This is a genomic window from uncultured Lactobacillus sp., from assembly GCF_947367085.1.
In the GTDB taxonomy this organism is placed as follows: Bacteria; Bacillota; Bacilli; order Lactobacillales; family Lactobacillaceae; genus Lactobacillus.
The window spans coordinates 1-15,399 of record NZ_CANBCP010000009.1; the positions used below are offsets into that span (position 1 = coordinate 1).

The following is a 15,399-nucleotide window of genomic DNA, read 5'->3' on the forward strand; positions in this document are numbered from 1 at the left end:
GGGTTATAGCCAAGTGGTAAGGCAATGGTTTTTGGTACCATCATGCGCTGGTTCGAATCCAGCTAACCCAATAGTTCGAAAGAACACCCAACCCGAGAAAAAGAGGTCATCAATCTGATGACCTCTTTTCTTTGTAATCTTAATTAGAATCCTGATTCAACTTCACCACGCCAATTAATGAAGCCATCAGTGATATTAGTTATATTTTTGTAACCCTTATTTAGTAATAACCTACAGGCATGTTTTGAACGTATTCCTGTATGGCAGATGAAGTAGTATTGATCATCTTTAGGGAAATTAAATTGATGAATTTCTTCAACAGGAAAATTAATACTTTCAGGAACATGTCCAAAAGCAAATTCAACCGGTGTACGTACATCGATTAAATGAATGTTAGGATTATCGCGTAAAAGTTCTTTAAGTTTTTGTGTTGATATCTTGTGCATTTTTAACCTCCAAAAATTATTTAAACAACAAAATTTGTTCAACTATCGAAATTTTTATGAATTTTTTAAGAAGAAAGGACCGCTAAATGACAAGACTAGTTAAAGTTGGTGTACGTGGAGATGGAATCGACTGGAAAACTGCACTCAAAACCTTAAAAGCAGATGATGTCTTGTTGCTTGCACCAGGATATTATCAATGGCCTCGAGGTTTGGATGTGACCGATATAACTATCAAAGGAACTGGGGCTAGTCCAGAAGATACAATTATTGAAACATTTTTTACCTTAGGCCCGGATTGTAATTTCTTCACAGTTGAGAATGCCTGTATTCAAGCTAAAGCACGTAATAACGCAATTTTTGTCGAAGAAAGTACAGATACATATTTAACACTTAGAAACGTAGTGATCCGCGGAAATGAAGATGATACTGCTGGTATTGCAGTAAATGGACGATGCACGTTAGAGCTGTTTTCTACACAAGTATTAAATGCTAGTGTGTCAATGTTTAAGAAGTCTAACTTTAGAATTACAATGAATGACTCATTAATCGACTATCCTTCTGAAAAATATTCTGCTTTGGGTATTCAAGGTAAGGGAACATCGATTATTTCACATTCACATATCAACGGAAGTATCAGTACTTATCCAGAATCTAATAGTGAGTTAGATCTCAATAATTCACTGGTTAAAACAGCTTTAATTCATGGGTCAACTTGGGTAAATATGCTTAATTCTGAAATTTTATCACGACAGGATGCGGGTCTTTATATTTCTGATGAATCTTGGGTAAATATCGTAAATTGTAAATTTAAAGGTGGGGTATTTATTGATAAAAATACGCGCACCATTATGCAAAATACCCAGCTGGATCGGATAATTTGTTGTGATGAATCAAAACTTACATTGATCAATTGTGCAATTATCAGCCATGCAGATTTTCAAGATAATAGCATTTGTGATGCTATGCGCAGTGCTTTTTCTGGGAGTGAAGAGTTCGAATTCTTTATTGCCTTGAATAAAAACGCATCATTAACAGGTAAAGATTTAGTTTTAAATCCTAATAATACAGTGATGGCCGTTCAAGATGATGCTAAAGCAAAGCTGGGTATTCTATCTCTTAGCAGCAAAGACTTAGATATTGAATGTAATAAGCGCACTAATATTGAGATTTCTGGTGTTAGATGGAATGCCAAAAAAAGTGATAAGTAATGGTGTTTACCAATTAGACCAATTTAAGATACAATAGTAAACGGAAGAGTATTATTAAGATAGAGGTGGATGTCATGCAAGAACCAATGTATATCAAAATTCATAATCAAATAAAAAAAGACATTGAAAACAAAAAATATACTGTTGGACAAAGAATTCCTGCAGAAAGACAACTAGCCTTGAAATTTAATGTTTCTCGAATGACTTTGCGTCAGGCGATTAAGACTTTAGAAGATGAAGGGATTTTAGAACGTCGACTTGGTAGCGGAACTTATGTTGCAAGTCAAAAAGTTCAAGAAAAAATGTCTGGAGTAATGTCTTTTACTGATATTACTAGATCAAATGGTCAAGTTCCTTCAAGTAGGTTAATTTCTTATCGCGTGACTAAACCATCATTATCAGAAAAAGAAAAATTGAAGATAGAAGATACCGATTTAGTTTTAAGAATGGAACGGGTGCGTTCAGCTGACAAAGTACCAATTTGTTATGAAGTAGCGACTATTCCATTTAAATTAGTTTCTAAATTTTCAAAAGATGAAATTTCAACTAGTTTGTACAAAACTTTAGAACAAAAAGGTAATTATAAGATAGGAAATGTAGTGGAACATATTGGAGCTAGTGTAGCTAGTGAAAATGATGCGCGACTTTTATCGGTGCATAAGGGTGAAGCATTGGTAACTAGAAGACAGGTAACTGAGTTATCCAATGGTATCCCATTTGAATATGTTCGTGCATCATATGTTGCAGAAAGATTTGAATTTACATTTGCTAAGTAAAAATTAGAAATAAGCAAAAAAGGGTAGTATCCATGTGAATACTACCCTTTTTTGCTTATTTAAGATCTTCTTTGATTTTTGTGGTTGAGATACCTGGTGTTCTTGGCAAGTAAACTACGTCGCAATAAGGCTTTAAAAAGTCGAATTGACCTTTCCAGTCATCGCCCATGACAAAAGTATCAATGTCGTATTTTTGAACATCTTTGACTTTTTGATCCCAATCTTGTTCAGGAATAACCTCATCAACATAACGGATCGCTTCTAAGATGTACTTTCTTTCAGCATAATCGTTGTAAGCTTGCTTATGTTTTTTGAACTCATTGAATTCATCAGTTGATAAACCCACAATTAAATAGTCGCCCAATTCTTTAGCACGCTTAAGCAGACGTACATGGCCGTAGTGTAATAAATCGAAAGTTCCGTAAGTAATTATCTTTTTCATAGTTGTCTCCTTATAGATATTTATATTTTAACAAATGAGAAGTGAAGAAATAGTAAAAGTTTTAATTTTTTTAATTAAAGATTAGGGAGTTTGATAGAATATTTATAATTAGGAGAAATTATGAAAAGCTTTTTATTTACTGTTTATTTATCATGTATCAAATTTCTATTGAAATTTACAAAAACTGATGACAATTTATATGTTGTTTTAAATGGCGGAGGCCGTTCTGGCTCTAATGGATATATTTTCTATAAATATTTAAAGCAAAATCATCCTGAAATCCAGGCCGTTTTAGTTGAGCCTTGGCCGACAAGTCACTTACCTTGGGCTACATGGAAAAAAATCGGTCAAGCTAAATATTTATTTACCACTCATCAGCCATTTAAAATTAAGAAGAGCCAAGTTTGTACTTGCTTTTGGCATGGTATCCCTTTAAAGAGAATGGGCTTTATGGCAGCTAATGATAGTTATCAAAACGATGTCAAAAACATGCGCATTTGGCAAAAACAAGCTGATCGCGTTGTATCAAGTAGTCCTTTATATGAAACATTAATGACGTCTTGTAGTGCAATCGAAGGTGAAAAATACATCGAAACTGGGTTCCCAAGAATTGATGCTTTATTTACGCCTGCTATTACAAAACAAAAGCTGTTAAAAGATCTTTTTGATACTGACGACTCACAGGCAAAAATAGGTATTTATATGCCAACTTTTAGATTTGAATTGAATGATGCTAGTGTCATGGAAAAAATTAAATCTGGAAACTTTTTTGCTTTTGATGATTTTGATGGCGAAAAGTTAAATAAAGAACTGCAAAAATTGCATCAATATTTGATTATCAAACTACATCCTTATGAAATGAAGCTAGTAGCAAGCAAAACGCACTTGTATTCAAATATCTGCTTTTTAAACAATTCTTATCTAACTGATAAAGATATTGATTTATACGAAATGTTAGCTAGCACAGATTATTTAATGACAGATTTTTCATCAATTTATTTTGACTATCTCCATTTAGACAAGCCGATCTACTTTGTAACTAATTATCTTGAGCAATATCAAAAAATTCGTGGTTTATTGCTTGCACCATATGAAGATGTGGTGCCAGGCAGATGTATTAATGATCAACATCAAATGATTAAAGCATTAAGTGTCGGTAAAGATGATTTTGAAAAGACGAGAAAATATTGGCTCAATTTAACATATACGATTGATAGCCAAGGTAATTGTCAGCGTAATTTTGAGAAAGCTAATAGTTAGGTGAGAAGTTTTGAAAAAAACATTACTCAATATTCTTTATAATGCTGTATATCAGATATTTTTGGTTTTGGTTCCTTTAATTACAGTTCCGTATTTATCTAGAAACTTGGGACCAAGCACCTATGGTATTTATAGTAATGTTAACAATACTATTCAATTTTTAATGGTATTTTGTTCATTATCTATTTCTTATATTGGGATGCGGACGATTTCTCGTACTCGCGCTCATTCAACTCCACAAGAATTAACTGAAGCCTTTTGGGGATTATGGTATTTCCAAGCTTTAGCAAGTGTAGTCATGATTTTAGCTACAGTTGCATTTGTGACTATTGTCAAAGTTAAATACTGGAACTATATCTTATTGATGGTGCCATTTATGATTTCGGCTCAACTTGATATCTCCTGGTTTTTCCAAGGATTAGCCGAATTTGGGAAAGTGGTTCTTCGTAATACAATAGTTAAGCTATGTTCTGTAGTCTTAATTTTTGGCTTAGTTAGAAATCCTAGTGATTTGTGGAAGTACTTATTGATTATGTCTTTGTCGACATTAGCTGGGTCAATGGTTTTTTGGATTAATATTCGTGAATACGTTGGCAAGCCCGTAAAACATTTTTATCGACTAAAAGAATCAGTGATTGCAATTATCACTTTATTGATCCCACAGATTGCAACGCAAGTTTATACATCACTTGATAAGCCAATTTTAGGACTTTATCAAAATTCCACACAGGTTTCTTTTTATGATAATTCGCAAAGAATTTCAAATATGATCTTGGGAGTTATTACAAGCATCACTTTAGTTATGATGCCAAAAATGGCGGCAGAAGAAAAAGAAACACAAAAAGTTGTTTTAAAAAAATCTCTTGAAGTAACTGTCATGTTGGGGTTAATCTTTGCTGTAGTTGTAATGGTTAATACCAAGCAATTTGTGCCATTCTTTTTTGGTAATAAATATATTCCAATGACTAATTTGATGTTTTGGTTTACATTAACAATTGTCATTATTCCTTTAGGGGGAGTTTTTGCCAATCAGTTTGCTTTAGCTAATAAACGCGATAAAGAATATGCTATTCCAGTTGTTATTGGGGCAATTTGTGAAGTTATTTTGACTTATTTCTTAGATCGTAGTCTAGCTGCTACGGGAGCTTTAATTGCAATCTTAATTACAGAATTAGTTGTATGTATATTGCGGGTTTGGATTGTAAGAGATGACTATGAATTTGGATATGTGTTTCATGATATTCCCAAATATTTCTTGATTGCACTAATTTCATTTGCAATTGGGATGGTTATTCCAAATATTATTCCATCTGCATTTTTGAATATGGCATTTAAGTCTATTATTGTAATGGCAATATATGCAGGATTAATGTTTATCTTTAAATTTGATCTTAATAAGGACATAATTTTATTAGTTAAGAAGTTTATGAAGAAGGCTTAGGAGGATGTTATGCCTAAAGTTAACGTTTTGGGAGTAGATTTTGATAATTATTCTTTAGAAGAATTCAAGGATCAATTTATCAGTCGCATTAATAACCATTTATCGACGATGATTGTGACTGCTAATCCAGAAATTGTTATGCTTGCTCAGCAAGATCATGACTTTATGAAGTTACTTCAAAATGATCCTGACTTTATTACTGCTGATGGAATAGGTGTGGTTTTAGCGGGCAAAATGCAAAAAACACCTTTAAAAGAAAGAGTGACAGGCTATGACTTATTCACTTGGTTCATGCATGTTGCTAGCTTGCGTAAATTACGCGTTTATCTAATTGGTGCCAAGCCTGAAGTGATTGAAGCTGTTAAAGAAAAAATTGCTAAAGAATATCCCGGCATCGTCTTAGTAGGCGCTCAAGATGGCTACTTTAAAGAAGATCTCAATACTATGGCCAAAAAAATCGAGGCAACTAAGCCAGATATGGTTTTTGCGGCAGTTGGTTTTCCTAAACAAGAACAACTAATTTCTATTATGCGCAAAGACAATTTACCTGCTTTAATGATGGGAGTTGGCGGCAGCTTTGATGTGTTCTCTGGACAAGTAAAACGTGCACCAGAAGCCTTTCAAAAGACTCATCTTGAATGGTTTTACCGTTTAATTACAAATCCTACACGTTTTAAAAGAATGCTTGCCTTACCTAAATTTGTAGTAGAAGTACAAAAAGATAAAAAGAAAAAGTAAGTAATAAAGCTAGTATTAGAAAGAATAATCATAGATGAAAGTTTTACATGTAAATGCGGGTCTTGAAAAAGGCGGAGGCTTATTTCATATCGTTAACTTATTAACTCAGGCTAAAGAAAGTGGTGAAGATTTTGAATTACTTACTTTAGCAGATGGTCCAGTTGCCAAAGCCGCTCAAGCTGCTGGTATTAAAACAACTGTTTTGGGTACTAAGAGCAGATATGATTTAGGAGCTTTAAAACGGTTAACTAAGTTTATTAATGACAATAACTTTGATATTGTCCATTCTCATGGTGCTCGTGCAAATTTATTTGTCGATTTAATCCATAAAAAAATTGATGCCAAATGGATCGTGACTGTCCATTCCGATCCTTTGAGAGATTTTGAAGGTCGCGGATTTTTGGGCGATATATTCACTAAGTTAAATATCAAAGCTTTGAAACAAGCAGATGGGGTTTTTGCTATTACTCAAAATTTCGCTGATCTGTTAGTTGATAAGATAGGCTTACCTAAAACTAAAATTTGCGTGATTTATAATGGCATCTTTTTTCATCCAGATTCTCAAATCCCGCCAAAATACGATCATCCATACTTTAACGTCGTAAATGTTGGTAGAACAGAAAAAGTTAAAGCACAAGATATGCTCTTGAAAGCTTTAAAACAGACAGGCGACCCTAATATTCATTTGCATATTGTGGGGGATGGCTCGCAATTAAATAATTTAAAGGCATTAGCTCGTGATTTGGGCATTAATCAGCAGGTAACTTTTCATGGCTTTTTGAGTCATCCAGAAATTGTAGAACTTTATCGGAAGATGGACTTAGCAGTTCTGACATCATATTCAGAAAGCTTTCCGTTAGTCTTGCTTGAAGCAAGCGATAATTTATTGCCAATCTTGTCTACTAGTGTTGGGGATGTGCGTAAGATGATCCCAGATGATGAACACGGCTTTGTGATTAAGATTGGTGATCAAAACGATCTGAGTGATGATTTGAATAAAGCTAGCCAAATGAGTAAACAGCAACTTAAACAAATGGCTAAAATTGAAAAAGAGTACTTGAGCCATAATTTTTCTATAAAAAATCAATTAGTTGCTATTAAGAATTACTATGAATTAGTGCTGGATGAAAAATAAAATGATTACAAAAACTCGAAAGCTAAACATTTTAGTAGGAATTGTTTTTTTACTGCCAATTATTGTATTGTCCGTAACCAATTTTGATAATAAATTACAATATGCCTATATTGGAGATTGCGTAATTGGATTAGTTTTACTATTAGCGATTTTTAGTACTGATTTACGTGATCTTGATCAATGGTTTTTAGAAAAAACAACTAGTACGCTGACAGTTTCTGTAGCTTTAATAAATCTTGGCAGTCAGTTGGGGTTATACAGTGTCAGTATCGGTAATTTTATTTTTGAATTAGCACTTATTTCATATGCCTTGAGTTTGTATTTTACGGAGAGACATTTCAATATCAAAAACCTGATCTTGATTACTTTAAATATGAATACATTAGCCAATTTTATGACCAGAAGTGGTGATATCGCTATACTCGTAATTTCAGTTTTGGCATTGGTTTTATATTTTGAAAGATTTCTAATTACGCACACGGAACAATTTAGGTTATTAATTTTACTAACTTATCTAATTCCAACTTTGATTGCAATTGTTTGGTTCATACCTGAATGGCCAATTATTCACCTTAACAATCTTAATTGGTTGATTGAAGCTATTGGCGTAGTTTTAATCGTTTTGATCGCGATTTTTTTGTTAAGAAATAGAGAGAAATTAGTCTTAACTAGTCATATTATCTTTGGCACCATTATTTACCTTGGAGTAAGTGAATTAGCATTATTATTTGCTCAACCACAAATCTTGAGCGTCTCTTTTTTAGTTTTGATGCTTTTAGTTTATCTAAGCTTATTAAATTTCCTGGGAAATATCGAGCTTGCTAATACTCAGCGCAAAATTTCGGTAATTATTCCAACTTATAATGGAGCGGATACAATTGTTGAAACTTTGCAATCTGTGAAGATCCAGACTTATCGTGATTGGGAAGTCGTGATTGTAGATGACGGTTCCACTGATGATACTGAAAATGTAATAAAACGATATTTAGCTTATAATAAACTGCCTGTAAGATATATTAAACAAACTAATCAAGATCAATTGAATGCGGTGAAACATGGCTTGAAATATATCACTGGTGATATATGTTATATTTTGCATTCTGATGATGTCTTATATGATACGAACGTCTTTTATCGGGCAATGAGTGCATTATGTGGCGAGCGATGTGATGGAATCTTTATTGGTATTCAAGAAATTGACGCCAAGGGAAAGTTAGGCAAGATCTTTCGAACGAAATCTTATTATGATAGCAAAACCACTGTAGCTAAGACTGCTTTAGGATTAGGAAGAAATCCCTATGTTGATTTTACTTATTGGCGGCGCGAAGTTTTTGAAAACCAAGTTAAGCAAAATTATTTAACGGATAATTTACCTGCCTGGTATGATGCAAAGTCTAACTTTGGGCTAAAACTTGTTAATAGCAACTTTATTGGTTTAAAGTATCGAGTATTTGAAGGTAATTATTTAAACTCCGCTGATGGTAGTGTTAATGTTCTTTCTGGAGAGTTGCGCACTTTACACCATATTTTAAGTCGCTTAAATATTCCAAGTTTTAAATTGCAATCAATTTTTTATCGGGCAATGAACAAGTTTGCACTTTCAAGTATTTGTCCAGTTTTGTTTAAGCAAGGAAGAACTAGTTTAAAAAATATTACTCCAAGTGTAGTTAGCCGGCGGGTAAAAGATTTATCTAATCCTTATGTCAAAGCAATTGTTGACTTCAGCCAGAATTATAACGAAGAAATAGAAAAAGATATTGCTATTCCTGCTGAATTAAAAATCTTTGATGGAGCTGATATACGTTTATTTAATCGTCAGCTTAGTCAAAACCAGCTTGATCCCTTCTATTTTGAAATGATGAAGACTATTGGACAAGGAACTGGTAAAATGCGAGTAACACGTCATGATAAAGAAAAACTAGAAAGAATTCTAGAATTTTTCACGATAAAAGATTACGTAAAAATTGAGGTAAAAAAATGATTCCAAAGATTATTCACTATGTTTGGGTAGGTGGCAATCCTAAACCTAAGAAAATTCAAAAATGTATGAAAACTTGGAAAAAGCATTTGGGTGACTACAAGATTATCGAATGGAACGAAAGTAATTTTGATATCCATGAAAATAAGTATGTCGAACAAGCTTATAAGGCAAAGAAGTGGGCTTTTGTTTCTGATTACATTAGAGCAAAGGCAATTTATGAATATGGTGGTATTTATTTAGATACTGATGTCTTAGTATTAGATGATTTACACGACCTTTTAAATAATCGTGCTTTTACCGGATTTGAAAATAAAGATAATCCTTTCACTGCTGTCTTTGGAGCGGAACCACACCATCGCTTAATTAAGGATATGCTTGATTATTATAATGATCGTGATTTTGAATTTGATAATCAAGATCAAATGGCAGGCGTAAATACTGTTTCAGTTTCTGATATCTTAAAAGAAAAATATGGAGCTAAGCCTAATAACAAAGAACAATGGCTTACTTATGGCATTCATGTTTATCCAGATGGTATTTTATGTAATCCATCTAAAAATTCTAAAACAATTCATGTCTTTACTGGAACTTGGATGGAAGGTGCTAAGCCTTTGAAGCGTAAGATTGTAACTAACTTAAAACTCCAAATTAAGACACCATTTGAAGCCGGTTTATACGCTAAAGTATTTAGATAATAAATTAGCATTGTTAATTTGACAATGCTTTTTTGATATCTGCGCGTGTTTGATTATAATTATAGACAAACAATAGAAAGTTTATTTAGTGAGGAACAATGTTAAATACAAATATTGATCAAGATGATTCATTGATCTTACACACAGATTTATACGAAATTAATATGATGTACACTTATTTCAAAAAGGGAATGAGTGAAAGAAATGCCGTATTTGAAGTCTTCTTTAGAAAAGAACCATTTGGCAATGGATATGCTTTAAATGCGGGTTTAAGTCATGTAATTGATTACTTAAATAATTTTCACTTTAAAGAAAGTGACTTGCAGTATCTTAAAGAACAAGAAGATTATGATGACGATTTTATTGATTATTTGCGTAATTTGAAGCTTAAATTAACTGTTCGTTCTGCTTTAGAAGGTGAGCTAGTTTTTGCTAACGAGCCAATTATGCAAATTGAAGGTCCGCTTGCTCAATGTCAATTAGTCGAAACAGCGATCTTGAACATTATTAACTTCCAAACTTTGATTGCAACTAAAGCCGCTCGCATTAAAGTGGCTGTAGGAAACGACAGTTTGATGGAATTTGGTACTCGTCGCGCTCAAGAAACTGATGCTGCAATTTGGGGAACTCGCGCAGCTTATATTGGTGGTTTTGATTCAACAAGTAATGTTCGTGCAGGAAAATTATTTGGTATCCCTATTTCAGGAACACACGCACACTCATTAGTAGAAAGCTTTAACAATGAATATGAAGCTTTCAAAGCATATGCGCAGACTCACAAAGATTGTGTCTTTTTAGTAGATACTTATGATACTTTGCGCAGCGGGGTTCCAACAGCTATCAAAGTTGCTAAAGAAATGGGCGATAAGATTAACTTCTTAGGTGTCAGAATTGATTCTGGTGATATGGCTTATATTTCTAAGAAAGTTAGAAAACAGCTTGATGATGCTGGTTTTAGAGATGCAAAGATTTTTGCTTCGAATGATTTAGATGAAAAAACTATCCAAAACCTTAAGATGCAAGATGCCAAAATTGATGTTTGGGGAATTGGTACTAAGTTAATTACTGCATTTGACCAACCTGCTTTAGGTGGTGTCTATAAGTTGGTCGCAATTGAAGATGAAAACGGCAAGATGCGTGATACTTTGAAAATTTCCTCAAATGCAGAAAAAGTTTCTACCCCAGGTAAAAAACAAGTCTGGCGTATCCAAGCCAATTCTGAAAAGAAAAATGAAGGTGATTGGGTATCAGGTTATGATGAAGATCCACGTGATTTTGAAGCACTATTTATGTTCCATCCGCAATATACCTACATCAATAAGGTGGTCACGGACTTTACTGCGCGTCCACTTCTTCAAACTATCTTTTTACAAGGTGAACAAGTTTACCATGAACCTAGCTTGAAAGAAATTAAGGACTTTGCTGCTAAGAACTTAGATGGTTTATGGGATGAATATAAGAGAAGCTTGAATCCGCAAGACTATCCAGTTGATTTGTCACAAGAACTTTATGACCACAAGATGAATTTAATCAATGATATCAGAAGCAAAATTATGAAACGAGGCTATTAATTGATGAGACCCTTACAAGAAAAGATCGTTGCTTATGAACACGTTAAGCCTGAAATAGATCCAAAACAAGAAATTAGAAAGTCTATTGACTTTCTCAAGAATTACTTAAAAGAGAATCCTTTTTTAAAGACCTATGTCTTGGGAATTTCAGGTGGTCAAGATTCGACTTTAGCAGGTAAGCTTGCGCAAATGGCAATTAGCGAAATGCGTGAAGAAACTGGTGATAATTCTTATCAATTTATCGCTGTGCGTTTGCCTTACGGTAAACAAAATGACGCTAGTGATGCTGCAGATGCTGTTGCTTTTCAAAAACCAGACCAAGATTTGATTGTAAATATTAAAGAACCAGTTGATGCTTTAGTTAAAGTTGTTGAAGCTACAGGTCAAAAAATTACCGATTTTAACAAGGGCAATATTAAGGCTCGGCAAAGAATGGTCGTTCAGTATGCGATTGCTGGTGCAAATTCTGGAGCAGTAATTGGAACAGACCATGCTGCAGAAAACTTTTCTGGCTTTTACACTAAATATGGTGATGGTGCAGCAGATATCACGCCTTTATTTCGGTTAGATAAGCGTCAAGGCAAGCAAATGCTCAAAGAATTAGGATGTCCGAAACACTTATACATGAAAGCTCCAACTGCCGACTTAGAAGAAGAAAAGCCAGACTTACCAGATGAAGTAGCGCTTGGTGTAACTTATGATGAAGTTGATGATTATCTTGAAGGTCGCCAAGTTAGCGAAAAAGCTGCTGAGCAAATTGAAAAATTGTGGAAAAAGAGTGAACACAAACGTCACTTGCCTGTAACTATTTTTGATGATTTTTACAAGAACAAGTAACTTGATAAAAGATCATATCTTTTAATATAATAGTATAGGTAATAAGGGAGTAACGGCAAGCGATTGCGACAAGCCCAACAACCGAGAGCGCTGACTTTCTGGACTTGTCTTAATGAGTGAGACTTATGCGCCAGAGATGGGCATAAGTCTTTTTTCTTAGGGAGGAAAGTTTTGAAATATTACGATAAAAATATTCCAGAAGTTGAAAAAGACCTTGATACGTCTTTAAAAACGGGATTAAGCAATGAAGAAGCTAAAAAACGTTTAGACAAATATGGTGAAAATGCATTAGCTTCAAAGAAAAAGCGAAGTATAATATCACGCTTTTTTGATCAGTTTAAAGATTTTATGATAATTGTCTTGATCATTGCAGCCATTGTATCTGGTATTGTTGCCCAGGAATGGACTGATGCCGCAATTATCATGATCGTTGTTTTGATTAATGCTATTCTTGGAACTTTTCAAGAAGCTAAATCAGAAGCAGCTATTGATGCTTTGAAAGAAATGTCGACGCCAAGTGCACATGTAAGACGTAATAATGTTATTTTGGAAATTCCAAGTACGGAAATTGTTCCTGGTGACGTTGTCTTGCTTGAAGCAGGTGACGTAATTCCAGCTGATATGCGTTTGACAGTAGCTGAAAGTTTAAAAATTGAAGAGTCTGCCTTAACTGGTGAATCGGTCCCTGTTGATAAAAGCAGTGAGACTTTGCCAGATGGTGAGGTTGCATTAGGCGATCGGATTAACATGGCTTATGCTAACACCAGCGTAACTTATGGACGTGGGGAAGGTATTGTAACGGCTACAGGGATGAACACTGAAGTTGGTAAGATTGCCACAATGCTTAACAATGCCGATGAAACTGATACTCCTTTAAAGCGCAATTTGAACCAGCTTGGTAAAACTTTAACTATTATGATATTGGCAATCTGTGTGGTTGTCTTTATCGTTGGGGTCTTAAAAGCTAACCCGGCTGATCGAAACTCAACTTTGATGATTAATATGTTCTTAGTTGCGGTTTCTTTAGCAGTTGCTGCAATTCCTGAAGGTTTGCCAGCAATTGTCACAATTATCTTGGCCTTGGGTACCCAGACAATGGCCAAACATAAAGCAATTGTTAGAAAGTTGCCAGCTGTTGAAACCTTAGGTGCCACTGATATCATTTGTTCTGATAAAACTGGTACGTTAACTCAAAATCAAATGACTGTGGAAAAAGTCTACTATAATGGTGTAATCCACGATCAAGATCAAGAAATTAAACAAGATAATCCAGCACTTCTTTCGATGATTTTGGCAAATGATACTCAAATTGAAGAAGGCGGCCGACTTTTAGGTGATCCGACTGAAACAGCTCTAATTCAATATGCATTTGATGAAAATATTGATGTTCAGACACTTTTAAAAGAAGATAAACGAATTCAAGAAGTACCGTTTGATTCAGTTCGTAAGTTGATGTCAACTGTGAATAAGTTTGGGGATAAGTATTATGTAGCTGTTAAAGGCGCTCCGGACGAATTATTAAAGCGTGTAACTAGCGTAGAAATAAATGGTAAAGTTGACCCAATTACTGATCAGCAAAAACAAGATATTTTATCTGCCAATAAAGATATGGCTGAAAATGCGTTGCGTGTACTAGGGTTAGCTTATAAATATGTTGATAAGCCTTATGATGATCCGACTACAGATAATGTCGAACAAGATCTGATTTTTGCAGGCCTTGTCGGTATGATTGACCCAGAAAGACCAGAGGCAAAAGCTGCTGTAGCTGAAGCAAAAAGAGCTGGCATTAGAACTGTAATGATCACTGGTGACCATCAAATTACAGCGGCCGCAATTGCTAGTCGTTTAGGAATATTACAAGAAAGTCCTGAAAAAAATAAAGCGGTTATTACTGGTGCGCAATTAGATAAATTGTCAGACGATTACTTTATTAAGCATGTTCAAGACTACAGTGTATATGCTCGTGTTTCTCCAGAAAACAAAGTAAGAATCGTAAAGGCATGGCAGGCAAACGATAAAATTGTTGCGATGACAGGTGATGGTGTAAATGACGCACCAAGTTTAAAACAAGCTGATATTGGAATTGGTATGGGAATTACTGGTACTGAAGTTTCCAAAGGTGCTAGTGATATGGTCTTAGCTGACGATAACTTTGCGACGATTGTTGAAGCTGTTAAACAAGGACGTAAAGTCTTCTCTAATATTCAAAAGGCTATCTTGTACTTAATGAGCTGTAACGTAGGTGAAGTTTTAACAGTCTTTATGATGACGATGCTAGGCTGGGATATTTTAGAGCCTGTGCAATTATTGTGGATTAACTTAGTTACTGATACCTTACCAGCAATTGCCCTTGGAGTTGAACCTGTTGAAGCCGGAATTATGGATCGCAAGCCGCGTGGTAAGAAATCTAACTTCTTTAGTGGCGGTGTAGCAAGTTCCATTATTTATCAAGGTATCTTAGAAGGTATTTTAGTTTTAGGAGCTTACCAATTTGGTCTTCATGTTGGACCACATGTAACTAATCCACAACTGCAACATGCAGATGCATTGACAATGGCATTTTTAACCTTAGGTTTAATTCAGCTATTCCATGCATTTAATTCAAAATACATCCACCAATCAATCTTTAGAGCACATACTTTTTCTAATAAGTGGTTTAACGGTGCAATTATTATTGCCGCACTTATCATGTCTGCTGTAGAATTGCCATTTATGACAAAACTATTTGATGTTACTGAGTTAGATGGAATTCAATGGCTCGTTGTCTTATGTGCGGGTGTATTGATGATTTTAATTGTTGAAGTAGTTAAATTAGTTCAACGCTCAATGGGAAAGAAATAATAAATTTCTCTTAACAATTTGACCTCAA

13 protein-coding genes and 1 tRNA gene are annotated in these 15,399 nt (G+C 34.4%); 12 read left to right on the forward strand and 2 right to left on the reverse strand.

Annotated elements, in window-relative coordinates:
- A tRNA-Gln gene (locus Q0Y70_RS02665) sits at positions 1-71 on the forward strand.
- Between the two features lie 72 nt (positions 72-143).
- Here Q0Y70_RS02665 and Q0Y70_RS02670 read toward each other — a convergent pair.
- Positions 144-446 carry a rhodanese-like domain-containing protein gene (locus Q0Y70_RS02670; protein WP_297816195.1) on the reverse strand — a complete coding sequence of 101 codons (303 nt, stop codon included), beginning with the start codon at positions 444-446 and terminating at the stop codon, positions 144-146.
- A gap of 86 nt (positions 447-532) precedes the next feature.
- Here Q0Y70_RS02670 and Q0Y70_RS02675 point away from each other — a divergent pair, with 86 nt between their 5' ends.
- Both Q0Y70_RS02675 and Q0Y70_RS02680 read left to right on the forward strand, forming a co-directional pair.
- Positions 533-1,654, forward strand: coding sequence for a hypothetical protein (locus Q0Y70_RS02675; protein ID WP_297816197.1), 1,122 nt, complete (start codon positions 533-535; stop codon positions 1,652-1,654).
- Positions 1,655-1,728: 74 nt separating this feature from the next.
- On the forward strand, positions 1,729-2,430 hold the full coding sequence (locus Q0Y70_RS02680; RefSeq protein ID WP_297816199.1) for a GntR family transcriptional regulator: 702 nt from the start codon (positions 1,729-1,731) through the stop codon (positions 2,428-2,430).
- 55 nt (positions 2,431-2,485) lie between these two features.
- On the opposite strand, the gene tagD is transcribed toward Q0Y70_RS02680, so the two are convergent.
- The gene (gene tagD, locus Q0Y70_RS02685; RefSeq protein ID WP_297816201.1) at positions 2,486-2,872 is read right to left on the reverse strand and encodes a glycerol-3-phosphate cytidylyltransferase; all 387 of its coding nucleotides are present in this window, start codon (positions 2,870-2,872) and stop codon (positions 2,486-2,488) included.
- Between the two features lie 120 nt (positions 2,873-2,992).
- On the opposite strand from tagD, the gene Q0Y70_RS02690 reads away from it, so the two are divergent.
- The 9 genes from Q0Y70_RS02690 to Q0Y70_RS02730 all read left to right on the forward strand — a co-directional run bounded on the left by Q0Y70_RS02690 (position 2,993) and on the right by Q0Y70_RS02730 (position 15,371).
- Positions 2,993-4,132 carry a CDP-glycerol glycerophosphotransferase family protein gene (locus tag Q0Y70_RS02690; protein ID WP_297816203.1) on the forward strand — a complete coding sequence of 380 codons (1,140 nt, stop codon included), beginning with the start codon at positions 2,993-2,995 and terminating at the stop codon, positions 4,130-4,132.
- A gap of 10 nt (positions 4,133-4,142) precedes the next feature.
- Complete coding sequence (locus Q0Y70_RS02695; RefSeq protein ID WP_297816205.1) at positions 4,143-5,573, forward strand: oligosaccharide flippase family protein; 1,431 nt, start codon at positions 4,143-4,145, stop codon at positions 5,571-5,573.
- Between the two features lie 9 nt (positions 5,574-5,582).
- The gene (locus Q0Y70_RS02700) at positions 5,583-6,311 is read left to right on the forward strand and encodes a WecB/TagA/CpsF family glycosyltransferase (RefSeq protein WP_297816207.1); all 729 of its coding nucleotides are present in this window, start codon (positions 5,583-5,585) and stop codon (positions 6,309-6,311) included.
- 34 nt (positions 6,312-6,345) lie between these two features.
- Complete coding sequence (locus tag Q0Y70_RS02705; protein WP_297816209.1) at positions 6,346-7,446, forward strand: glycosyltransferase; 1,101 nt, start codon at positions 6,346-6,348, stop codon at positions 7,444-7,446.
- A gap of 1 nt (position 7,447) precedes the next feature.
- On the forward strand, positions 7,448-9,427 hold the full coding sequence (locus Q0Y70_RS02710) for a glycosyltransferase family A protein (protein WP_297816211.1): 1,980 nt from the start codon (positions 7,448-7,450) through the stop codon (positions 9,425-9,427).
- Positions 9,424-10,122: a glycosyltransferase family 32 protein gene (locus Q0Y70_RS02715; protein ID WP_297816213.1), complete on the forward strand. Its 699-nt coding sequence runs from the start codon at positions 9,424-9,426 to the stop codon at positions 10,120-10,122. Before Q0Y70_RS02710 ends, Q0Y70_RS02715 begins: the two co-directional genes overlap by 4 nt.
- Before the next feature lie 98 nt (positions 10,123-10,220).
- Entirely contained in the window at positions 10,221-11,693 is a 1,473-nt protein-coding gene (locus Q0Y70_RS02720) for a nicotinate phosphoribosyltransferase (protein ID WP_297816215.1), read from the forward strand.
- Positions 11,694-11,696: 3 nt separating this feature from the next.
- Complete coding sequence (gene nadE / locus Q0Y70_RS02725; RefSeq protein WP_297816217.1) at positions 11,697-12,530, forward strand: ammonia-dependent NAD(+) synthetase; 834 nt, start codon at positions 11,697-11,699, stop codon at positions 12,528-12,530.
- A 171-nt stretch (positions 12,531-12,701) separates the two neighbouring features.
- On the forward strand, positions 12,702-15,371 hold the full coding sequence (locus Q0Y70_RS02730) for a calcium-translocating P-type ATPase, PMCA-type (protein WP_297816219.1): 2,670 nt from the start codon (positions 12,702-12,704) through the stop codon (positions 15,369-15,371).
- The last annotated feature ends 28 nt before the right edge of the window (positions 15,372-15,399 follow it).